This is a genomic window from Maritalea mediterranea, from assembly GCF_021568695.1.
GTDB classification, from domain to species: domain Bacteria; phylum Pseudomonadota; class Alphaproteobacteria; order Rhizobiales; family Devosiaceae; genus Maritalea; species Maritalea mediterranea.
On sequence record NZ_JAKGTI010000001.1, the window covers coordinates 412,829 to 436,525 of the forward strand.

The following is a 23,697-nucleotide window of genomic DNA, read 5'->3' on the forward strand; positions in this document are numbered from 1 at the left end:
TATAAAATGCTTAAGAATGATCAGCTCGACCAATGGGACCGGGAAAATCTTTTCCACCCCTCAACTCACTTGGCGCAACATCGGCGCGGCGAAAGTGCCAACCGGATCGTCACTGGTGGTTCAGGCGCCCATATTGAAGACCGCGACGGCAACAAATTGCTCGACGCTTTTGCCGGGCTTTATTGCGTGAATGTGGGCTATGGCCGCCCTGAAATTGCTGATGCGATTGCAGCGCAGGCCAAGGAACTGGCCTATTACCACGCCTATGTCGGCCACGGGACCGAAGCGTCTATCACGCTGGCCAAAATGATTTTGGACCGGGCGCCGAAAAACATGTCCAAGGTCTATTTTGGTTTGGGCGGTTCTGACGCCAACGAAACCAATGTGAAGCTGATCTGGTACTACAACAATATTCTGGGCCGTCCGGAAAAGAAAAAGATCATCTCGCGCTGGCGCGGCTATCACGGCTCCGGCCTCATGACTGGCTCCTTGACCGGTCTTGAGCTGTTCCACAAAAAGTTCGACCTGCCGCTGACCCAGGTGCTGCACACAGAAGCGCCCTATTACTATCGTCGGGAAAATCTGGACCAGACCGAAGAGCAGTTTGTTGAGCATTGTGTCGCCAAGCTGGAAGAGCTGATCGAGCGCGAAGGCGCAGACACCATCGCCGCCTTTATCGGTGAGCCGATCCTGGGCACGGGCGGCATTGTGCCCCCACCAAAAGGCTATTGGGAAGCGATCCAAAAGGTGCTGAAAAAGCACGACATCCTGTTGGTGGCGGACGAAGTGGTGACCGGTTTTGGCCGTATGGGCACCATGATGGGGTCTGACCATTATGGCATCGAGCCAGACCTGATCACCATCGCCAAGGGCCTCACCTCAGCCTATGCTCCATTGTCCGGCTCCATTGTGGGCGACAAAATGTGGGACGTGTTTGAAAAAGGCACGGATGAGTTCGGCCCGATCGGCCATGGCTGGACCTATTCGGCTCACCCGATCGGCGCGGCGGCTGGCATCGCCAACCTTAAGCTGATTGATGAGCTGAACCTGGTGCAAAATGCAGGCGAAGTCGGCACCTATCTGAACGAGCAAATGCACGCGGCGCTCGATGACCATCCGCATGTGGGCAATATCCGCGGTGAAGGCATGATGTGCGCGGTGGAATTTGTGAAAGACAAGGACAGCCGCACCTTCTTCGACCCGAGCCAAAAAATCGGACCGCAGATTGCTGGGGCGTTGATGGAGAAAAAGGTGATTGGTCGCGCCATGCCACAAGGCGACATTCTGGGCTTTGCCCCGCCATTCTGCCTCACCAAGGCGGAAGCGGACGAAGTGGTGTCCAAAACCGCCGATGTGGTGAAGGCCATGGACTTCTCATAAGTCGTCTAAATGAACACACAATGCTCATCGCTTACCCACCGATGAGCGAAAAAAAGGGCGCCATAATGGCGCCCTTTCCAGTCTAGGAGGAGTTAGGGAGTTTCTTGCCTTATCCGCCTTCACCTGCGCGGTCGGCATTCTTACGCCACTTTTGATAAAGCGGCATCAACATCGGCACCACAAGCGTGAGCACCGCGATGGTGAGAATCGTCAGTGTCAGTCCGCGCTCCCACAGGAACGACCAGCTGTCATTATTGATCAGCAAGGCTCGCCGCAGATTTTCTTCCATCATGCCGCCCAGAATGAAGCCCAAAATCATCGGGGCGAGGGGGAAATCCAACAATCTCAATGTCACCGCCGCCACAGCAAAGATGATCATCAATTGAATGTCGAACGTGTTGAAGCTGACGAAATAAACCCCGATCAGCGAGAAAAACAGGATCAACGGCAAAAGGAAACGGGCCGGGATCGCGAGAATTTTCGCAATATAGGGAATAAGCGGCAGGTTCAAAATCAGCAAAATGATGTTGCCGATCCACATAGAGACGATCACAGACCAGAACACATCGGGCTGATCGATATAGAGCCGCGGACCAGGCTGGATACCGTAGCCGATCAGGGCCCCCAGCATAATCGCGGTGGTGCCGGAACCGGGAATGCCGAGTGTCAATAGGGGCACAAAGGAGCCGGTGGCCGCCGCATTGTTGGCCGTTTCGGGTGCAGAGAGCCCACGAATAGACCCTTTGCCGAACAACTTGCCCTTTGTGGGCCCGGCCAAACGCTGTTCAGTGCCATAGGCCAAAAAGCTGCCAATGGTCGCCCCGGCGCCCGGCAAAACGCCGACCAGAAAACCGAGGATCGACGAGCGTCCCACCACGGGCACAAGCTCTTTCACTTCCTCTTTGCTCACCTTCATGGAGCCAAGGTTGGAATGTGCTTCCTGTTCTTTACGCCGCTCCTCGTCGGTCATGGCTTTGGGGCGCAAAATGGCCATCAAAGCTTCTGAAAGCGCAAAGGTGGCCATCACAAGCAGCAGGAAGGAAATGCCATCCAGCAAATCGATCATGCCCAGCGTGAAGCGCTGGATGCCCTGAGTTTGGTCGGTCCCAACAGTAGACAGCATCAGGCCCAGAACCGTCATCATCATGGCTTTGAGCACATTGCCCTGCCCGGAAAAGGCCGCGACCGCTGTCAAGCCCAACACCATCAAGGCGAAATAATCTGTAGAGTGGAAGGACAAAGAGACTCTGGCCAATGAAGGCGCAGCGATCAGCAGCAGGATAGCCCCAATCACACCGCCTGAAAAAGAAGAATAGGCTGCAATGGCTAGTGCCTTGCCAGCCTTGCCCTGTTTGGCCATAGGATAGCCATCAAACGAGGTGGCCACCGTGCTGGCCACGCCGGGCGCGTTGATCAGAATGGACGAGGTGGAGCCCCCAAAGATGGCACCATAGTAAACCGCCGCCATCAAAATAATGCCCGCAGACGGGTCAAGGCTGGCGGCAATCGGGATCATCAGCGCGATGGCGGACATGGGCCCAAGGCCGGGCAACATGCCGATAAAGGTGCCCACCAGACAGCCGCAGACCACAAAAACCAGATTCATTGGATTTAGGGCTGTTGTCAGCCCGATCATAATACCCTCAAGCATACAACTACCCTCTCAAAAACCAGGGCATGGGTTCGATAAACACCCCAAGCCCGATGGACATTAGCGCCCAGAATGCAACGGCGACCGGTATGGATGTAACCGCAAGCAACCAGATTTTGCGCTCACCCAGCAGCCAATAGCCCACGCCCAACAGCATGGTGGATGCCAGAACAAAGCCAAAGGGGCGGATGGTCAGCCCATAGATTGACATCAGCACCAGAAAGGCCAGGGCGGTGAACCAGCTTTTACCTTTGAGTTCGACATACTCGGCCGGTGACGGCAGAACGATCATTGCAAGGCAAAGCCCGATACCAAGGATCGACAAGATCTCAGGCATAGTGCGGGCGTGAAAGGCAGAATCTGCCTGAAAGGGAAGTAGCGGAATGCGCTGGGCCAACATCGCGTAAGCGATACAGAAAGCCAACAGCAACATGGCGCCAATTCTGCGTTTGGTGAAAAACATAATACCCCTCCCACCTCTCAATTGAGAGACTTCGTGAAATACGCCCGCCAGTGTAGCGGGCGCATTTGCAATAATAGATGGGAAAAAGAGCGCAGGCAAAACGGCGCTCTCCCTTACATCAGCTTAAAGGAAACCAAGCTCGCGCATCAGGCCAGCGATCTCTTCTTCCTGCTTTTCAAGGAAGGCCACGAAATCATCGCCAGGGTTGTAAATGTCGACCCAGCCATTGCGATCCCGCACGGTTGCCCACTCTTCGGTGTCGTACATGGCTTCAAGCGCGCCGATATATTTGGCCTTGGTTTCAGCATCGAGGCCTGGTGCCGCAAAGAAACCGCGCCAGTTGACGAACTCTGTGCCAGGCGAACCGGCTTCACTACAAGTTGGGGTATCTGGTGCTGTGTCCAAACGCGCGGGCGCTGTCACACAAAGAATATTCACCTCACCCTGACGGGCCAGTTCAATCGCTTCGCCAAAACCAGTGGTCAGAGCTGCGATCTCGCCGGAAAGCAAGCCAGCCATGGCCTTACCGCCCGCATCATATGGAATATATTTCACATCCATTGGGTTGGCACCGGCATTTTTCATCACCAAGGCGGCGATCAAATGGTCCATTGAACCAGCAACTGAGCCACCGCCGATGGCCATAGCAGAAGGATCATCCGCATAGGCAGCCAACAAGGCTTCCATGCTTTCATATTTTGAATCCTTATGCACCACCATCGCGCCATAGTCACCAATCGTGCCGGCAATTGGGGTCAGATCGCGGAACGACTGTGGGAACACCCCTTGCAAAGACCGGATCACGATTGGTGTGGAGTTGACCATCAATGTGCCCGGATCACCTGTTTCGATCAGGTGCGCAATAGCTTTACCGCCACCGCCGCCGGACATGTTTTCATAGGTTGCTTGACCCAGAATACCTGATTTGGTCAGGGCCTCACCGGTGCCACGTGCGGTGCCATCCCAGCCGCCACCAGCGCCACCGGGAATCAAGAAGTGGATATCCTCAACCATTTGGTGGCCGTCCGCTGCGGCCATGCCCGCGGCACCAAAGGTCAATGCTGTTGCTGCAAGTGCAGCCTTGAATTGTTTGAACATTAATTTCCTCCCGAAAAGTTCAAAATGAGAACCAATACATAAGAAGAATTAGCAAAGCGCGCTGACACGAACCTGACCTGCAGCCAATTTGGTGCAGGGATATCGATTATTCTCAAATTATTTGCCGCGCGTGCGTTGCGAACGGCGGATTGGCTGGCAATTTGAGGGACAAAACAGTTTCAAAAGTTACAATATATGAATTTGTTTATGCTTAATTTACTGAACAGAGTCATGACTGGATGGAAACAGTCAGTCTTCGGACACCCTAACGAGACTATTTGCTGCCTTGGAGACAAATATGAACAAACTAAAGATTTCGGCTCGCATTTATGTGTTGGTCGCGCTCTCCCTGCTCACAGCAGGGGTGCTGGCGTTTGTCGGCATTTCATCAATTATTGAAACCCGGACCACACTGCGTTCACAAGAGCTAAAATCGATCACCGCGTCAGCAGTGGGCATTTTGCAAGGTGCCTATGATCGCGTACAGGCGGGCGAAATCAGCCAGCAAGACGCCCAGGCACAAGCCCTGCGCGCCATTGAAGACATCCGGTACCGCGGCAATGAATATATGTTTGTCATCGACAATCAGGGCGTGATGGTGATGCACCCCTTTGCCAAGGCCCTAGTGGGCAATAATCAGCTGCAAATGGCCGATGCGAATGGCAAATTGATCTTCAAGGAAATTGTGCAAATTGCGACCCAGCAGGGCGAAGGCTATCTCCGCTATGTCTGGCCGCGCGGAGAGGATAAAGTGCCGGTCGATAAAAACAGCTTTGTGTCTTACTTCGAGCCCTGGGGGCTGATTGTGGGCACCGGCGTTTATATTGACGACCTGCGCGCCGCGAACCAGCAGACGATGTTCACACAATTGGGCATCACCGCCCTGATTGCCGGCATTCTGTTCCTGGTGGCGTTCTTTATTGCGCGCTCTATCACCAAACCACTGTCCCGCTTGACGGGCATTATGGGCACCATTGCGTCAGGACAGCACGATGTGGATGTTGATGGAACCGAACGTGGCGACGAAATTGGTGAAATGGCCAGAGCCGTTGAGGTTTTCCGTGAGAACGGCGCCCGCGTTGCCAATCTCAGCCATGAAGAGTTGGAGCGTCAGGAAAGAGCCCAGCAAGAGCGTGCGCGTATGATGCAGGAGCTTCAGTTAGCTTTTGGCGAAGTGGTGGACGCGGCCAGCAAAGGTGACTTCTCAAACCGGGTGGATTTGCAGTTCCCGGACAAAGAGCTGAATATGCTTGGCGAGAGCGTGAACGGCCTTGTGGAAACGGTCGAACGCGGACTGGAAGAGACGGGTTCCGTGCTTGCTTCCCTGGCGCGCACTGATCTGACGCATAGGGTAACCGGTCACTATGAAGGGGCGTTCGAAAAGCTCAAGAACGACACGAACCAAGTTGCGGACCGTCTTACAGATATCGTTTCACAATTGCGTAAAACCTCTGGGGGGCTGAAATCGGCAACTGGCGAAATTCTGGAAGGTGCCAACGATTTGAGTGAGCGCACAACCAGACAAGCCGCAACCATTGAAGAAACCTCAGCGGCAATGGAACAGCTTTCCGGTACCGTTTCTGACAATGCGAAAAAGGCACAGTCCGCGACCGAGCGGACCAACCACGCCTCCAAATTGGCAACCGAAGGTGGCGCGGCCATGACCCAGGCGAACGAGGCGATGGAACGGATTACATCTTCATCCGCGAAAATTTCCAACATTATTGGCATGATCGACGATATCGCTTTCCAAACCAATTTGCTTGCACTGAATGCCTCTGTGGAAGCGGCCCGCGCCGGCGAAGCAGGCAAAGGCTTCGCCGTGGTGGCGGTGGAAGTGCGTCGACTGGCCCAAAATGCTGCAGACGCCTCCGGCGAAGTGAAACAATTGATCGATCAGAGCGCACACGAAGTCTCTGACGGCAGTAAATTGGTTTCTGACGCCTCGGCCAAGCTTGAAGAAATGCTGGTTGCTGTACGAGACAATGCTACCTTGATGGCAGAAATTGCCGAGGCCTCAAACGAGCAGGCTGCCGCCATTGTTGAGGTAAGCACTGCGGTCCACCAGATGGATGAAATGACCCAGCATAATGCCGCGCTTGTTGAAGAAACAAACGCCGCAATTGAGCAGACCGAGACCCAAGCCTCAGAACTTGATCGCATCGTAGAGGTGTTCAAATTGGACGGCCAACCAGGCGTCGGACAAAGTCGTCCCGCCCCTCGGGCCGTGCCCAAACGGGCCGTGCAAGGCAACGCCGCCATTCAAGAAGAATGGGCTGAGTTCTAGATCATTTAAAACCGAAGGGGACTGGGGCGCACATAAAGCTCTGGTCCCCTTTCTGATAAGATGCGGGCTTCTTCTTCGCCTTTGCTCCATCATTCTACAAAGTAGCACTTTTGAGAATCTTTCGAGAAAAAGACTATCGGCTGTCGCCGCGTTTTTTATCATCAATTTGGACTGCAACAGGCGAAATCCACACGATGATCCTCCCCCATCAAAGCTGCGCTCAATAAGCTACTTGCCAATGAATGGGCTGACGCCAGCATAGGCCGACCTCAAAGTTTTGCCGTAGCCACACCGATGTTCGCGCCTCCGAGGCGAAGTTTCTATCTCCCCAGCATTGGCCGTTTTGCAATTCGCGTTTACTTTGCGTCCCCTAGGGGTTTCCATCTCATGCCTTGGTGCAGCAAGAAAGGCCCAACAAAGATTGATGGAACTTAGCCAGCCTTTTTCTCGCTTGTACCGAGGCGGGGCATTTCGCCCCATCCCTCGACCTTGCGCAGGAACTGCCACCAGCCCACAATCCGCCACCAGCTATTGAGTTGTCGATAGCCGAAGTTCTCAATCAGGGCGACCAAGCCAAGTTTTAAAAGATCGCGGGCACGTGGGGATCGCGCCAGTTCTAATTCTTCAAGGATGAGAGTACTGACGCTTATGAAGGTGCCAAATATGAAAAAGATAGCCAAAAAGGCAAGGAGAAAGGCCTGATCCAACACCCCGAGAAAAAAGAGGAAGGGGAAGGCCAGATAGCCGATGAATTCTGCAATGGGCCCAATCACATCTACCAAGAGATTGTTGGGCATGGCCACCATGCCGAACCGACCATATCTCGGGTTGAAAAACATGTCTTTGTTTTTCGCGGCGACTTCCAGTGCGCCCCGCTGCCATCTGGTGCGTTGTGTGCGCAGGACTTTTAGGGATTCAGGAGCCTCTGTCCAACAAACCGGCTCCGGCACATATCGCATTTTGTAGTCGATATTCTGCTCTGAGAGATAGCGGTGAAGCTTGACGATAAAATCGTAATCTTCGCCAATCGTGTCGCTCGACCAGCCGCCCACCTTCATACTGAGATCGCGGCGAAAAATACCAAAAGCGCCCGAAACGATCGAGAGCATGCCCCAGTGGCTCCAGGCCAACCGCGCCATTAAAAAGGCACGTATATATTCCATGGTTTGCACCAGCGGCAAAAACTTCTTCGGCAGATCAATCTTGGTGATGCGACCGTTTTTCACCGTGCAGCCATTCAAAACCCTGATGGTCCCCCCAACAGCGACCATTTGCTCAGGCTCCTCCATAAAGGGGCGTACACAGCGCAATAAGGATTCTGGCTCTAACAACGAGTCGGCGTCCACAACGCAATAGAGGGGATGGCGCGAGAAATTGAGCGCCGCATTCACGGCATCGGCCTTGCAGCCCCCATTTTCCTTGTCGATGACCAAAAGCTGTGGATAGGCAGGGGAACCATAAACGCCGCGAACTGGGGCATGGGGTACCGTCAACTCATGCGCTCGAGCCACCGGCCTGAGGTCGAAGGCCTCAATCAACACGTTGAGCGTATCGTCAGTTGATCCATCATTGGCCACCAGAATTTCGATATTGGGAAACTGCAAGAACAACATCGAGCGCAGGTTTGCGACAATGGTCTCAGCTTCATTATAAGCGGGGACCAGAATCGAAATGGGCATCACTTCTTCCGAAATCAGCAATTGCCAGGTCGTCTCACTGTCCTCGGCTTGCGTGTGCCGACGCATTTCCGAATAGGCTGCGGGCAATTGCAGGGCGCTGATCAGGTTTTGCAATATACCAATGGCAAAAATGATGCCGAGAAAGACGTAGACCCAAATGATATGGGCGAGAAAAAAGTCACCAAGCGGTGATGTGAACTGTTCAAGCACTTTGCAGCTCTCCTTGTTCCTGCATCACCAGTTGGGCCATGTGTGCGTTGGGGCCATTGGTGTTGATATAGGCTTGCAAAAGCGCTCGCCCGCGCGCGCCGGTTTTAACAAGGGTCTGTGCGGCATGAAACCGTACCCACCATTCCGGGTCGTCCAGCGTTTCAAGCAAGGTGGCATAGGCGCGGTCAACCTGCACCAAACCAAGCGAGGTGATGGCAGGCAGGCGTACGCTGGTAAACGCATCCTGCGCAAGCATCAAAAGGCTGTCGATGGCTTGCCCATCCTGCAGTTCGCCCAGCGCAATCGCCACCGCACGACGCACCTGGGGTGATGAGTGGTTCGCATAGCCGGCGATCATCCGCCCCAATTGCAAATCGCCGACATTGCCCAAAGCCATCAGTACGGCAGCCAGCCAGTTCTCATCGCCCTGCTTGGGCAAAAGCTCCAGCAGATAGGGCACGCTGCGCGTGCCGAACTGGGTCAAAACATCCGCCATAAACGCCGCATTTGTGCGGGCGATGGCATGGAGGTGGTTAAACACTCTTTCGAGCTCTTCGCCATGGACCCGCCGCGCCAGACCGCGGAGGGCGGCGAGCTGTACATATGGATCGGCGTGGGTCAAATGTTCAAACAAACAATCTTTGCTTTGGGCATCATCCAAATGGGCCATCAAGGTTAGAATTTGGATTTTGCGCCCCCGCCCCCCGTTCTGCAACATGGCGAGTAAGTCGGCGCGCCCAATCCAACGTTCGGCAATCTTGGCCATTTTTTCGGTTTCCGCTCCAGATACCGAGCGCACCATATCGAGCGCCGCTGCCAGCACCATGCCATGGTCACGATGGCTTATGTCTGGTTTGAGTGCATCGCTCAAATCTATTGGGCTGTTCACTGCCAAAACCAAAAGCTGTTCGAGTTGCCTGCGCTGCTCCCCAAACCGTTGATCTACTTTGGGCATAAGGCCGCGTCGCACAACTAGAAAGATCAAGATCAACATCGCGCCAATTGCCAACAGGGCAGAGAGTGACCAGATGGCGGTAAGAATGCTTTCGCGCAAAAGTACTCTCCTCTATTGCGGCGCGGATCAGGCCTGTCGGGCCGTGTCTTGCTGACGGTTGAGCAGGGTGGAACGTTCCAAAAGCCGTTGGCAGCGAAGCACCAGTTCATCCAGATTGAAGGGTTTGACCACATAGTCGGCCGCCCCAAATTGAAGTCCCATCATGATGTCTTTATTGTCGCGTTTGGCGCTGAGCATCACCACGGGCGTGTCTTTGAAATTTTCTTTTTCCAGCGTTTTATGCAGAACGGCCATGCCTTCAAGTCCCGGCAGAATACGATCAAGAATGATAAGGTCGGGGTTGACTTTATCCATCTCGTCGAGGGCCACCAAACCATCGTCGAATGTAACGCACTTTACCCCGAGCGTGCGAAACTTCGCTGTCAGCAAATTCTGCACAGCCGGGTCGTCATCCACTAGCATAATAGTCTGTTGCAGGTGATTTAGCCGTGTTTTCAGTTTTCTGGCGACCACCTCTGCATCAAAAGGCTTAATCACATAGTCAGCCGCCCCGGCAGTGAGAGATTCCAGCACGGCGTGCGGCTCTCCGCTGGCTGTGATCATCACCACATCCATATGCCTTAAGTCCGGCGACGCCTTTATCTGTTTCAACAGATCAAGTCCGCTCTTTTCACCTGGCATCTTATTGTCCAACAGCACCAGATCAAAGGCTTGTTCAGCCATATAGTGCTCCGCGTGCGCTGAATCTTCAGCCAACGTGCAACGGGCATATTCAGAGATGAATTGTTTGAGCAGGTCGCGTGTTTGCGGGTCATCATCAATAATCAACACTGACGGTAAGGTCGGCGCGTCGACAGCCTCAATGGCGTCGAACTGATCGTGTTCAGCGTCAGCATCGATTTCGACATCTTCCTGCTCAAATTGTTCACGGGCCTGAGCGCAGCATTCGAGCAAGTGCAACAGCGCCGGGTGGAGCAGGGCCTTGTCAAATGACTGCCCATCGCGCACCAAGTCCTCAACAACACGCGCGGCCTCGCTGATTTGTGGAAATTGATAGGTGCGTCCGGTGCCGACCAGCTTATGCGCAGCAACCTCCAATGCGCTAAGATGACTGCCGACAAGTTGATCCGCATCCAGTTTTGCCAACGCGTCCAGAACCACATCCTCGCGCTGCCAGAGGTCTTTGATGTAAGTCCGGCGCAAAACATGCAAAGCTGCTGCGAATTTATCCATCTCATTTTGCATGTTGGTGCACCTGATCTTTATTCCGCATGCGGTTGTTGTTGATCTAAAATTGTTTGTACTTGCTCGGACAGCATCATTGGATCGAACGGCTTGGATATGACCTGTGACGCCCCTAGCGCCAGATAGGCTTCAACTTCTTGCGGTTGCACGCGTGCGGTCATGAAAACCACGGGCAGGTCTTTGCAATTCGGCAATTTCTGAATTTGTTTCAGCGTGGAAGGTCCACCCATATTCGGCATCATCACATCCAGCAGCACCAAATCGGGACGCCCTTTTTGCAGCCATTCAAGGGCTTCAACCCCGCTGTTGCAACAGCTTACTTGAAACCCTCCAATTGCCTCGAGCGAAGTTTTGGCAATGCTTAAGATATCCTGCTCGTCATCGACACACAGAATATGGCCTGTTGCTATCTCAGTTTGTTGTGCTGCACCCATCTTTTTTCCTATCCAGCTTTTTGCAGTGCTTTTGCGCTGTCTGTGTCATGACGTTGAAGTTTGAATTCGACCCAGAAAACGGTTTCTACACCGGGCTCTGAGGCATAACCGATTTCACCACCCATTTGCTCAACCAATTGTTTGGAAATCATCAGTCCAAGGCCGGTGCCGCTCTTTTCCCGGGTCGTGGAGGAGTCAGCTTGAGCGAATTTGGTGAAAATTCGGTTCCGAAACTCATTGGAAATGCCAATGCCGTTATCGATGACGCTGATCCGAGCGGTGTCGCTATACTGTTTGGCACAGACACGCACCGTGCCACCGGCTTTGGAGAATTTTACCGCATTGGAAATGAAATTGGACAGGACCTGATTGAGCCGCCATTCATCGACGTTAATTGTCAAGTCGTCTGAAACGGGTTCAAGTACCAGATCTGCCTCAAAAGTGGACGCATAGGATTTATTGTCTTCCACAATGTGCTGCAGGCTGTTGGCCAAGTTGACGTCGACCATCTTGTAATGCATGCCGCCATTGCCAAGTTTTTCCATATCCAGAATGTCGTTGACCAGCCCGATCAAGCGCGAACTGTTGCGTTGGGCGATGGTTAAAAGGCCATGCACGCGCGGCGAAATCTCATCTTTAAACGCGCCGATGATGAGCGAGAGGGAGCCGGAAATAGAGGTGATCGGTGTACGCAATTCGTGACTAACTGTAGCAATGAACTCGTTCTTGATACGCTCCATTTCCTTGCGCTCAGTCATATTGATGATCTGCGCAATAAAATAGTCAGGTTCATCGCTGGCCTTCGTTACAACCGACATATTCACTTCGGTAAATACCACCCGGCCCGACTTGGCGATCAGGCGTGTTTCAATTGAAGCTGTTTCGTCCTTATGGGCCAACAGCTCAGACATTTGCGACTTGTTCTGAGCTTGGTCGTCGGGATGTGCCAGGTCGAATAAATTGAGCTCGAGCAGTTCCTGTTCATTATATCCCAAGAGTTCCTGCACTGCCTGATTGACGCGCAGAAGTTGCCCTTCGGGTGAAAATGTAAATGCGCCGATAGGTGCTTGTTCCATGGTCTGACGGAATGTCTTCTCGCTCAGCTCCAATGCTCTTTGCGCTACGACCTGATCAGTAATATCGCGCACGCTGGCAACATAGCGGCGGGAATCCCCGATTTTAACGGTACTGGCGGCCAGTTCCATTGGAAAAATAGTGCCATCGCTCCGACGACCAGAAATGGTAATGCCGCCGGCCATCACCTTTTCGTCAAACTGGAAATCGGAAGCGGCAATATAGGCTTCATATTTTGCACGGTCATGTTTGGCCAACAGCGTTGCGAAGGGCTTGCCCAGCACATCCTCGCTCTTGTGGCCGAATATCCGTTCAGCAGAAGGGTTGAAGGCCAAAATGCGTCCACCGGATGACAGTTCAACAATACCGTCGACCACCGTATCCAACACCGCCTGTAGTCCACCGCGCGCCTTGTTGATTTCCTCGGTCTTGCGATCAACCTCTGTCTGAATGCTGGCAGCGCGATGAGCAATGGATACCAGCATCAGGCCGAGCAAGCCGCCAATCACAATGCCGGTAATCAGAATAAGTTCGGCTTGGAAGTCGATCGTAGTGGTCTCAAAGCTTTTTGTGCTGACCCATTCAATCGTCCAATCCTGTTGCATAATATTGAACGTCGCGGATTTTTTATAGATCGGCTGATTGTCCGGCGTTGCATCCAAACGGCCATCTTCTGTAAAGATCAGCTTGGTCACGTCTGCCGTGGCTCCATCATAGATGTTGATGCCAATGCGCTCGCCTTGGCTGGCGGTGAGATCTCCGAGGAGATTCTTGCCGATAAAGGGAGCGTAGACCCAACCGAGTAGATCGGTTTCAGGGTCCGTGTCTTGGTCAAACACGCCGGTGGAATAGATGGGAAATAGCAGCAGAAAGCCTGGCGTCTGTTCCGCATCTTGCACGAGCAAAATGCGTTGGGTAATGGCAGATTTACCGGTTCTTGCCGCCAGTTCGGCAGCTGTTTTTCGGTTGGTTTCAAACGCAATATTCAAACCAAGCGCGGGACCGTTGATGGCCAACGGTTCAATATAATTGATGATATAATAAGTATCGTGCGTAACTTCTGGATGTGACTTGAAGTCAGGGACCCCACTTTTGCGCTGTGCCGCAATAAAGGCGTCAACTTCGCGTGCAGGTACCCGATCAATATAGCCGATACCGTTGATGCCCGGATAACGATTGACCACATCAAGTGCGTTCACATATTCCCGCCATTCCTGGCGCGACACCTCGGTTGAGGCATAAAAAAGGCCTGCCCCGCCCAAAATAGCGTCTTCGTAGGACAAAAGGCGATTTTTGAGGGCCTTTTCGCTTTCTTCAGCCAACGCATCAAAGCGCTCATTGTTTTTATCCATCAGGCTGGTGCTGGTCGTGTACCAAGCGAAAATAGTGGTGCCAAAAATTGCTAGGATCAGCACCAATATAGCCAAATATTCGCGTCGGTTTCGCGTCTTGTTGGTGTCCTGAAAATACTTCAGCTGCACTTTGCCCACAATCAGCGGGATGAAGGCGATGATGCCTAAACAATTTGCTCCAAAAAGTCTGACAGCTGTTAGGGCCAAGCTTTCATCACCTTTGGCCCCAAACTGCTGAATTGCCCATGCGGGCAGCACTGCGAGGGCGGCGCAAACAAGCGTTGTGAGAAATATCTGTTGTGATTTGCTTTGCCCAAGTCGTTTGCTCATCTTCGCCATCAGGGTTTTTCGGATCAGACGAGACGCCAATCCCGCCGTGATGAGTGCGTAAATTGAAATTGCCAGGATGGTGATATTTGCAAAAATTGCCCCGCCAAGTGCGCCCGCCATGCCGATGTAAAGCAAAAATCCTGCCGCAGTGCCAATACCGAAGGGAATGGCGCATTTTTTGGAACAGGAAAGAAACATCCATGTCGCGATGCCAGTGGGCAGCCAGAGCAGCGGTAGGGTCGAATAGGGCGTGTTTAACGCCAAGCTGACAATGGTGCCGAACCCGACTAGCCCAGAATAAAGAACAAACTTGCGAAGATCAAAACGGGCGCTCATTTGCGCAATCCTTAACAATATTAAGTTGCGGCAACATGCGAGACGCCACCTGATTAATTATTTCGAGTTAAAACGTTTTCTTTAGAGTTAATCTCGCGTTCTCTGGATTTTATTATAGTTAATAATTTGTAAATATTTAAAAATGTCATTTTTGCTTAGAAATAAAAGTAAAAGGTCGCAACCAATATAAGCGTTTTCACCTCTATTCATGAAGGTGTGCAACAGTAGGTATGTGATGGCTACAATTCTAATTATTGATGATGATCCGCAAATAATCGAATTCTTGAGTAAATTGTTGACCGGCGAGGGGTATCGTGTTTTGGCGAAGCAAAGCGGCCAAGGCGGGTTGGATATTCTAAAGACCATCATCCCCGACGCAATCATCGTGGATGTGATGATGCCGATGATCGACGGCTACCAATTCCTATGGCATTTGCGGTCATCAGAGGCCACGGCAAGCATTCCAACGATGATGCTTACCTCACGCGCGAGCAAAAACGATATTCAATATGGAAAGTCGTTGGGTGCAGACATGTATTTGGCCAAACCGCCGCAACCCGAAGAATTGATTGGAGCGGTTAAATCCATGACCATGATGCTGGCAGAAACCCGCCGCCAGGCGGGCTAGCGTTTCAGTTGCATGGGCTCCGCGCGTTTGATCAAACTCGATCCGCAATGCCCTTTGACGAGCGCAGCATGACGCCGGTTGCCATAGGTTAACTGCAGAATGGCATATAGCGACCGGTTATCTGCGCGTGGCCGTTAGCAACCGTCAGGTGTGAACTTTGGCTGTAGGGCCAATGGGGCAGGTAATGGAAAAAAGCGTCTCGACTATTTCTTAATGAAAGAAGGCCATGCCGCCAGAAATGCAGTAGGCGCTTCCCTTGGTTGGTTCATAGACGAGGTGGTGGTGAAAAGATGTGCCGTTGTGATCTGGCAGCGACAATACGCGATGTCTTTTTGCCAGTTTCTTCGGTCACGTTGATATTTTTGTGATAGTACCTTCGTCATTTCGGGCCAGCTTTGCTGATTAAATGTCCTGAAATCCTAACGGTCAAAAATCAAAATATAATCGTTTATATTTTTGTTGAGGTGTGCCATATAGAGGATCAGATTTTGATTCCTATAGCGCTCAATTTTGCGTTTAGAGGCTGTGAGGTGAGTATATGCTTGAGTTGGGTGTGTGTTATTATCCGGAACAATGGCCGGAAAAAATGTGGCAACGCGATGCTCAGCGGATGGTTGATCTTGGCCTCACTTGGGTGCGGATTGGTGAGTTTGCTTGGTCGCTGATCGAGGAAGAAGAAGGCGTTTTTAACTGGGATTGGCTGGATCGCGCCGTCGATATTTTGGGGAAAGCTGGATTGAAAGTGGTCATGTGCACCCCGTCAGCTGCGCCGCCAAAATGGTTGGTCGATAAACATCCAGAAATTCTGCCGGTTGATGCGCAGGGTCGTGTGCGCAAATTTGGCGCCCGTCGGCACTATTGTTTTTCAAGCAACATTTATCGCGAGCATGCTGTGCGCATTGCTGCGGCCTACGCCAAACGCTATGGCGCTAACCCCATTGTTAAAGCGTGGCAAATTGACAATGAATATGGTGATCACGACACCATTCATAGCTATTCAGAAAATGCAAAAAAAGCCTTCCAAAGCTGGCTTGCCAACCGCTACCAGAATATTGATGCGCTGAATCAGGCGTGGGGTACGGTATTTTGGAGCATGAAATATAATCGTTTTGATCAGATTGAATTGCCCAATAGTTTGGTGGAAGAACCCAGCCCGACCCACCTGCTAGACTATCAGCGTTTTGCCTCAGACGAGGTGATCAAATTCAACCGAGCGCAAGTCGATATCGTGCGCAAATATGCGCCGGGTCGTCCGGTGACCCACAATTTCATGGGGCACAACTCAGATTTTGATCATTATAAAGTGGGGCAAGACTTGGACTTTGCGTCCTGGGACAGTTACCCGATGGGCGCACTCATTCACGGGAAAATGGATGAGGCTGAAAAAGCGCAAATGCTCCGCACCGGCATCATCGACCAGCCAGCGTTTAACAACGATCTATACCGACAGGCCGGGCAGGGGCGTGCTTGGATTATGGAGCAGCAACCAGGCCCCGTAAACTGGGCGGCACACAACCAGTCGCCCCACGATGGGATGGTGCGACTTTGGACGTGGTTGGCCTTTGCGCATGGCATTGACGTGGTCGTCTACTTTCGTTGGCGGCAATCGAAGTTCGCGCAGGAACAATTCCATGCTGGCCTGCTCTTGCCCAATGATGAGCCGGATCAAGCCTTTTTTGAAGTCGCGCAGGTGGCCAAAGAAGTGGCGCGCTTGCCCAACAATATCGCGGACCGCACAACCGCGAAGGTCGCGCTGATGCTCGATTATGCGTCCCGTTGGGCATCTCTAAGTCTGCCGCAAGGTGCGGATTATTCTAGCGCCCGCAATATGATGAATTGGTATCAGGCCTTGTCCGCCAGAGGCGTGGATGTCGACATTGTGGGCCCGCACAACGATTTAACGGCCTATGCGCTCGTGATCCTGCCGGACATGATTTTGGAAGACACGGACGTTGCGCAAAAGCTGGCAGCGAGCAAGGCAAAGGTCTATCTCGGCGCGCGCTCGGGCAGCAAAACTCAAAATATGCATATACCTGACAATTTGCCGCCCGGGGCATTTGCGCAATTGATTGATGTGAAAGTGAAGCGGGTTGAGTCTTTGCCGGCATATAATCTGGATCGTGTCGAAATAGATGGTGAAGATTTCTCTCTCGGAAATTGGCGTGAATGTGTTGAAAGCGATGAACCGGTGTTGGCGCGCTTTAAGTCAAATCATAGAGATCAGTCTCCAGCCCTGCTCGGAAATGAAAAGTGCTGGTATGGCGCCGCAAACTTTTCTGGAGGCGCGCTGGACCGGGTGGTCGAGAAGCTGCTGGCGTGGGCGGATGTGCCTAGCTCGGTTTTGAATGCGAATGTGCGGATCACACAAAGAGGTCCGCTAAGCTTCGCCTTCAATTTCGGCGAGGACGCTGTCGATATCAAAGTGCCAGCAGATGCTAAGATATTGCTGGGCGAGGCAAAAGTCGGGCCGCGCGACCTGGTCATTTGGCGCGAATAGCGACCAGAGCAATTGGCGCTCCTACATAACCTATTGTAATAAAATCATAAAAATTTGTGGTTCACATCAATTCTAAATTAATTGAATTAATACTTTACAACTTAAGTTAAACGTTTATATTTTTGACAAATGCCGGGAGAAGGATGGGACATGGCAGGCGTACAGATCGACGGATTGGAAAAGAAATTCGGCAATCTTCGAGTCCTGAAGGGGATTGATTTAGATATCCGTGATGGTGAGTTTGTGAGTTTTCTCGGCCCATCGGGCTGCGGAAAGACCACATTGCTGCGCTCGATCGCAGGTCTGGAGGACATAAATGGTGGACAGGTGGTGTTGGGCGGTCAGCCCATCAGCAAATTGCCACCCGCTAAACGCGATATCGCGATGGTGTTTCAAAACTATGCGCTCTATCCGCATATGAATGTTTATAAAAATCTCTCATTCGGCCTGTCGCTCAATGGGGTGCCAAAGGCGGAAATTGAGGAGCGCGTGCTAAACGCAGCCCGCATTTTGCAGATTACCGAACTATTGAAACGGCGGCCAAAGCAATTGTCCGGCGGGCAGCGTCAACGTGTGGCCATTGGCCGGGCGATTGTGCGCGACCCGAAACTGTTTTTGCTTGATGAACCTTTGTCCAATTTGGATGCGGGCCTGCGCGTGACCATGCGGGTGGAGCTGGCCAACTTGCATAAACGGCTAGGCGTGACCATGATTTATGTGACCCATGACCAGGTTGAAGCCATGACCTTGTCCGACCGTGTGGTGGTGCTCGATCAAGGCAAAGTGGCGCAATTCGGTACGCCATTAGAGCTGTTCTACGCACCGCAAAATCTGTTTGTTGCCAGCTTTATCGGCTCGCCCAAAATGAACTTCCTTGATGTCGCAGCCCAAGCCGCGGGCGATAAACAACTCAAGGTGAGTGCCGACGATTTATTCCGTGACATCACAATTGCGCTCGAGACATCTCCCGCAAATGTCGCTGGCCCACACAAGCTGGGCATTCGACCCGATAACATTGAATTGGTGACGCAGGACGAAGCCCATATGAGCGGCCAAGTGATGCTTGTTGAGCGCTTGGGCACCGAAAGCCAGGTTCATATTCGTCTCGACAATGGCGAGGACTTTGTCGCGATTGCCCGCGGCACACATCCGGCAGCGACGGGCGACCACGTTTTTCTGAAATTTCCTGCTCAGCATTGCCACATTTTCAATGGGGAGGGGCAGGCATATCCGCGTGAACTGGACGCGGAAACACGATCACTGATTGATCGGCAAAAGTCGTTGCATGGTGCAGCGCAAAAAGGAGAGGAAAAATGAAGCATTTGAAAAAACTGGCCCTAGCGACGGCATTGTCCGTTGCTGCGTTGTCAGGTACGGCCCTTGGGGAGGAAACCATTCGCTTTGCCACGTGGGATAGCGACGAGAGCCTTGAAATTCAGAAAGAAATTGCACGTCGATTTGAGGCGGCCAATCCCGGTGTAAAAGTACAGGTCGAGCCTTATGCGGATGGGTATGACCAAAAACTGATCGCCTCTTTCGGCGCAGGCAACCCGCCAGACGTCATGTATATGTGGAACTACCCAAAATATTATACATCGCTGATGCCGCTTGACGAGTTTATGGCGCGCGACGCAGAGGCCATGAATTTGGACGACATTCCGCCCGGCCTGATCAACACAACGCGGATCGACGGCAAAGCCTATGGCATGCCAGCGGGGTTCACCACCCATGTGGTGTTCTACAATAAGGATATGTTCGAAGCAGCTGGGGTTGAGATGCCCAGCGAAGATTGGACATGGGCAGAGTTGCGCGAGAAAGCGGCTCAATTCCGGGACAAAGAGAACAAAGTGTATGGCTTTGCTGTTGAAGCGAAGCCCGATCCTTTCGACTATGAGCAGTTTTTCTGGTCCAACGGCACACGCTTCATCGCAAAGGACGGTTCCGCTGTTGATGGCTATATGAACAGCCCAGAAGCGGTGGAAGTGTTGACCATGTTTGCCGATATGGCGGCGAATGAAGAAGCAGTGGTGCTCGGCATTGGCGACAATAGCTCAGGTTCCGCGCTGTTTAAGGGCGAAAAACTGGCCATGTATCAGTCCGCCATGTGGTCCAAGGGAGGCTTTGACGAAGCGGGCATCAATTATGGTGTGGCGAAGCTGCCATCCTTTGGCGACAAGCCTGTGCATTCGTCCATTGGCGCGTCAGCCATGTCTATGGCCAAGGACACCAAAAACCCAGATCTGGCTTGGGAATTCATCAAATTCTTCTCCTCTGCTGAAGCGGTGAAATTGCGCACAAATGATTTGCCGATCCGTACCAGCGTTGCTGAAGAAATGGAGATGACAAGTGACCCGATCTTCAAACCATTCTTTGACATGCTGGCGGTTTCCGACAGCGAGTCAAACGCATTCCTGAAGCATGAAAATTGGGGCAAAATCCAAGCGAACCTTGAGCGCGCGATTGAAGCCACAATGATCGAAAAAGGCAATGCGAAAAAGCATTTGGATGACGCTGTAGCCCGTTCTAAGCGTCACCTAAACTAACCCACGATAGGGGAGATGGATATTATGTCTGGAGTTTATGATCGGCAGTATCAACGACAAAAATTCGTTGAGAAACTCACGCCATATTTGTTCATCTCCCCTTGGATATTGGGCTTCTTCTTCTTCACCCTCGGTCCGTTGGTGTTCTCCTTTGTGATGAGCTTTTACGATTGGCCCGTGGTTGGCGACCGTGAATTTATCGGCACCCAGAATTATGAAGTGATGCTGACCCAAGACCCGCTTTTCTGGGACAGCTTGTGGGTTACCATCAAATTTGGCTTGTTCTTTGTGCCGTTCAACATTGTGCTCGGCTTGCTGCTGGCCGTTTTGCTCAATCAAAAGGTGATCGGTAGCGGAATTTTCCGCACCATCTTTTACTTGCCGAGTGTGATCTCGGGTGTGGCCTTGGTGACGATCTGGGCGTGGATCTACAGTCACGAATATGGCATTTTGAATTTCCTGTTGGGGTTGGCCGGTATTCAAGGACCAAACTGGTTGGGCGATCCGAACTGGGCACTTCTGGCCATTGTTGTGGCGTCCTTGTGGGGGCTGGGTGGCACGATGCTGATTTTGTTGACCGGCCTGCAATCTATTCCAAAAGAATTATATGAAGCCGCAAAGATGTCCGGCGTGCCGGGCTGGGCGCGTCTGATCTTTATTACCATTCCAATGCTTTCGCCCATGCTGCTTTTTACATTCATCACTTCAATCATTGCAGCGTTTCAACAATTGACCATCGCCTTGTTGCTCACGGGCGGCGGGCCTCTCGAAAGCACCTATTTCTTCGCCATGTATATTTATGACAATGCCTTTAAGCATTTCGAAATGGGCTATGCCGCCGCCAACAGCTGGGTGATGTTTTTGATCATTCTGGCGCTCTCCATGATGGTGATGAAATCCTCATCCGCCTGGGTTTATTATGAAGGCGAAATGAAAAAGGGAGGCAATAAAGATGCTTAGAGCCTTTACATATGGCGCGTTGATCTTTTTATCCGCCATGTTCATCCTGCCCTTTTACTGGACCTTTATCACCGCCGTGAAAAGCGTTTCGGAGCTTTATCAATACCCGCCAGTATTCTGGCCATCTGATGTGCAGTGGGAAAATTTCATCACGGCTTGGTTCAAACAGCCTTTCGATGTCTATTTTAAAAACTCCGCCATCGTGGTGGTCATGTCGACCATCGGCCAGCTTTTTTCATCTTCACTCGTGGCGTACGGTTTTGCCCGCTTCCACTTTAAAGGCCGGGATGTGATCTTCATCATTTTGCTCGCCACCATGATGATCCCGTGGGATGTGAAAATGATCCCGCTTTATATGGAATTTAACATGCTTGGGTGGATCAATACGCTCAAGCCATTGATCGTGCCGGCCTATTTTGCCGAAGCGTTCTTCGTCTTCTTGTTGCGGCAATATATTATGACCGTGCCCATTGAAATCGACGAAGCAGCGCGCATGGACGGCGCAAACAGCTGGCAAATTTATTGGCGCATCCATTTGCCGTTGATGATGCCGGCCTTGGTGTTGGTGGGGACGTTCCACTTTATGAATGCGTGGAACGATTATCTCGGGCCGCTGATTTTCCTCAACGACCAGTCGAAATATACACTTACCCTCGGGCTTTCCATGTTTAAAGGCCTGCACGAAACAGACATCACCTCTATCGCGGCGATCACGGTCCTGTTGTGCATCCCGCCCCTGATCCTATTCTTCTTTGCCCAACGCTACATCATGGATGGCGCAATCGGGTCGTCGGTGAAGGGCTAGGCAATGCTGTTTGATTTCGACAAGGTGCCGTTCTCTCGGCATCAAAGATTTACAACATTGTCGATGATGGGTGAGGGCGCAGATCGCGCCCTTTATCTGCGTTATGTTGCGGGTGGCGACGAGCGCCGGAGCCTTGGAAGATTGTGCCGCATTCGCTTTGAGGATGAGGCGGGTCTTGAATTGTCACCAAAATACGATCTTACACCTGCCGCGCTGGAGATCAGCTTGTTCGACGGAGCAGAGCAGGTAGGCACCGCCGCTTTTGCCGTCGGTGAAGGCGAGACTTTGCATTTCGAAGCGGAAAAAGTCGCGGTGGTCTTCGCCCTTGAAGGATCACGCTACGATTATGCGTATCGAACAGCGCATGGCGCGGATTGTGTGGTGGCTGCAGGTGAAAATTTACGCCTGACACCTTTTGCGCATCAGGGCCAAATCAAGGTGTCCGGCCAATGGCGGCGCGATCACGCGGACAATGTTGAGATACGCTTTGCTGGAGCGGCCATTGATGCCGGCCTGCTGTTGCACGAACGTTTGGCGCCCGATCTGCCTTCAACTGATTTTGATCAGGTGCGAACGGAAAGCGCCGCGGCGTTCAACAAGTGGCGGCTGGCACTTAAAGGCGAGGCGCCGCGCCTGGCCAGTTACCTCCTGTGGGCCAATTGTGTGCCCAAAACTGGCCAATTGACCGCGCCGGCAATCTATATGTCCAAAAACCACATGATCAACATTTGGAGCTGGGACAATGCTTTTTCCGCCATCGGTGTGGCGGATAATGATCCTCAACTGGCCTTTGATCAATTCGCCGCCATTTTTGATCATCAGGATCAAAGCGGCATGTTGCCGGATTTTGTACACGATCAAGGCGCGTCGTTCAGCTTTACCAAACCACCGGTACATGGTTGGGCGATCGGCTTGATGCGGCAGCGCAACCCGGAGATTTTCACCCCAGCGCAACTGGATTATTTGCGGCAAAAACTTGTGCGCCAATATAGATATTGGATGATCCATACCCGCGCGGATGAAAACGCGCTGCCCAGCTATGCCCACGGCAATGATAGTGGCTGGGACAATGCCAGCTTTTTTGCTGAAGGTGGCCCGGTGATTGGCCCGGATTTGCCAACATTTCTGGCGCTCACGGCCCGAACCATAGCGCAATTGGCCGAACGCGCTGGTGATGGGGCGCAAGCACAGGAATATAAACAGCAAGAAGCACAGCTGATTTCGCTATTGATGGATCAATTGTGGGACGGCACGACCTTCCAGGTGCGCTTGGTGCATGACACCGAAAAACAATTGCCCGATCAGAGCCTCATTCAGTTTATGCCCCTCTTGCTGGGCGATAAGTTGCCCCATCAAGTCACCGCTAAATTGCTCCAGAGACTTGATAAATTGGGTATGGTCACCGCCTGGGGGCTGGCAACAGAATCGCCAAGGAGTTCGTTTTACGAAGCTGATGGCTATTGGCGCGGCCCGATTTGGGCACCTACCACACTGCTGATTGTGGAGGGGTTACTGGCGCAAAATGAACGCGAACGCGCCCGTGAGATCATGCAAAAATACCAGCATTTGTGCGCAACATCCGGCATGGCTGAAAATTTTGATGCGCTGAGTGGTGCAGGCCTTCGGGACAAAGCTTTTGCTTGGACATCAGCGGTTTATTTGCGTTTTGCCCAACTTTTGGCTAACGATTTTGGGGAAGAGAATTGAGTA

The 23,697-nt window shown here is 52.2% G+C and carries 17 protein-coding genes; 9 read left to right on the forward strand and 8 right to left on the reverse strand.

Going from position 1 to position 23,697, the window contains the following annotated elements; translation table 11 throughout:
- The first annotated feature begins 6 nt into the window (after window positions 1–6).
- A complete protein-coding gene (locus L1I42_RS01995) occupies window positions 7–1,380 on the forward strand; it encodes an aspartate aminotransferase family protein (protein ID WP_236112829.1) in 1,374 nt (457 codons plus the stop codon).
- A gap of 109 nt (window positions 1,381–1,489) precedes the next feature.
- Here L1I42_RS01995 and L1I42_RS02000 read toward each other — a convergent pair whose 3' ends face one another.
- The 3 genes from L1I42_RS02000 to L1I42_RS02010 form a co-directional block, all read right to left on the reverse strand.
- Window positions 1,490–3,031: a tripartite tricarboxylate transporter permease gene (locus L1I42_RS02000; RefSeq protein ID WP_236112830.1), complete on the reverse strand. Its 1,542-nt coding sequence runs from the start codon at window positions 3,029–3,031 to the stop codon at window positions 1,490–1,492.
- A 4-nt stretch (window positions 3,032–3,035) separates the two neighbouring features.
- Complete coding sequence (locus L1I42_RS02005) at window positions 3,036–3,494, reverse strand: tripartite tricarboxylate transporter TctB family protein (protein ID WP_236112831.1); 459 nt, start codon at window positions 3,492–3,494, stop codon at window positions 3,036–3,038.
- A gap of 123 nt (window positions 3,495–3,617) precedes the next feature.
- Window positions 3,618–4,592 carry a tripartite tricarboxylate transporter substrate binding protein gene (locus tag L1I42_RS02010; protein WP_236112832.1) on the reverse strand — a complete coding sequence of 325 codons (975 nt, stop codon included), beginning with the start codon at window positions 4,590–4,592 and terminating at the stop codon, window positions 3,618–3,620.
- Window positions 4,593–4,890: 298 nt separating this feature from the next.
- On the opposite strand from L1I42_RS02010, the gene L1I42_RS02015 reads away from it, so the two are divergent.
- Window positions 4,891–6,879, forward strand: a complete 1,989-nt coding sequence (locus tag L1I42_RS02015; protein ID WP_236112833.1) for a methyl-accepting chemotaxis protein — start codon at window positions 4,891–4,893, stop codon at window positions 6,877–6,879.
- 431 nt (window positions 6,880–7,310) lie between these two features.
- Here the strand turns inward: L1I42_RS02015 and L1I42_RS02020 are convergent, their stop codons facing one another.
- From L1I42_RS02020 to L1I42_RS02040, 5 genes are read right to left on the reverse strand one after another with little or no spacing between them, the layout of a single operon-like run.
- Window positions 7,311–8,768 (reverse strand): glycosyltransferase, encoded by a 1,458-nt coding sequence (locus L1I42_RS02020; RefSeq protein WP_236112834.1) that lies wholly within the window; start codon window positions 8,766–8,768, stop codon window positions 7,311–7,313.
- Complete coding sequence (locus tag L1I42_RS02025) at window positions 8,761–9,822, reverse strand: HEAT repeat domain-containing protein (RefSeq protein ID WP_236112835.1); 1,062 nt, start codon at window positions 9,820–9,822, stop codon at window positions 8,761–8,763. The genes L1I42_RS02020 and L1I42_RS02025 overlap by 8 nt, the downstream gene beginning before the upstream one ends.
- Window positions 9,823–9,849: 27 nt before the next feature.
- Entirely contained in the window at window positions 9,850–11,028 is a 1,179-nt protein-coding gene (locus tag L1I42_RS02030; RefSeq protein WP_236112836.1) for a response regulator transcription factor, read from the reverse strand.
- A gap of 17 nt (window positions 11,029–11,045) precedes the next feature.
- Window positions 11,046–11,462: a response regulator gene (locus L1I42_RS02035; protein WP_236112837.1), complete on the reverse strand. Its 417-nt coding sequence runs from the start codon at window positions 11,460–11,462 to the stop codon at window positions 11,046–11,048.
- An 8-nt stretch (window positions 11,463–11,470) separates the two neighbouring features.
- Complete coding sequence (locus tag L1I42_RS02040; protein WP_236112838.1) at window positions 11,471–14,554, reverse strand: CHASE domain-containing protein; 3,084 nt, start codon at window positions 14,552–14,554, stop codon at window positions 11,471–11,473.
- Window positions 14,555–14,789: 235 nt separating this feature from the next.
- On the opposite strand from L1I42_RS02040, the gene L1I42_RS02045 reads away from it, so the two are divergent.
- From L1I42_RS02045 to L1I42_RS02075, 7 genes are all read left to right on the forward strand, one after another.
- On the forward strand, window positions 14,790–15,182 hold the full coding sequence (locus L1I42_RS02045) for a response regulator (protein WP_236112839.1): 393 nt from the start codon (window positions 14,790–14,792) through the stop codon (window positions 15,180–15,182).
- A gap of 538 nt (window positions 15,183–15,720) precedes the next feature.
- The gene (locus L1I42_RS02050) at window positions 15,721–17,679 is read left to right on the forward strand and encodes a beta-galactosidase (RefSeq protein WP_236112840.1); all 1,959 of its coding nucleotides are present in this window, start codon (window positions 15,721–15,723) and stop codon (window positions 17,677–17,679) included.
- A 150-nt stretch (window positions 17,680–17,829) separates the two neighbouring features.
- Window positions 17,830–18,996, forward strand: a complete 1,167-nt coding sequence (locus L1I42_RS02055) for an ABC transporter ATP-binding protein (RefSeq protein WP_236112841.1) — start codon at window positions 17,830–17,832, stop codon at window positions 18,994–18,996.
- Complete coding sequence (locus tag L1I42_RS02060) at window positions 18,993–20,222, forward strand: ABC transporter substrate-binding protein (protein ID WP_236112842.1); 1,230 nt, start codon at window positions 18,993–18,995, stop codon at window positions 20,220–20,222. Before L1I42_RS02055 ends, L1I42_RS02060 begins: the two co-directional genes overlap by 4 nt.
- A 24-nt stretch (window positions 20,223–20,246) precedes the next feature.
- Entirely contained in the window at window positions 20,247–21,182 is a 936-nt protein-coding gene (locus L1I42_RS02065; RefSeq protein WP_236112843.1) for a carbohydrate ABC transporter permease, read from the forward strand.
- Entirely contained in the window at window positions 21,175–21,987 is an 813-nt protein-coding gene (locus L1I42_RS02070) for a carbohydrate ABC transporter permease (protein WP_236112844.1), read from the forward strand. Before L1I42_RS02065 ends, L1I42_RS02070 begins: the two co-directional genes overlap by 8 nt.
- Before the next feature lie 3 nt (window positions 21,988–21,990).
- On the forward strand, window positions 21,991–23,694 hold the full coding sequence (locus L1I42_RS02075; protein WP_236112845.1) for an amylo-alpha-1,6-glucosidase: 1,704 nt from the start codon (window positions 21,991–21,993) through the stop codon (window positions 23,692–23,694).
- The last annotated feature ends 3 nt before the right edge of the window (window positions 23,695–23,697 follow it).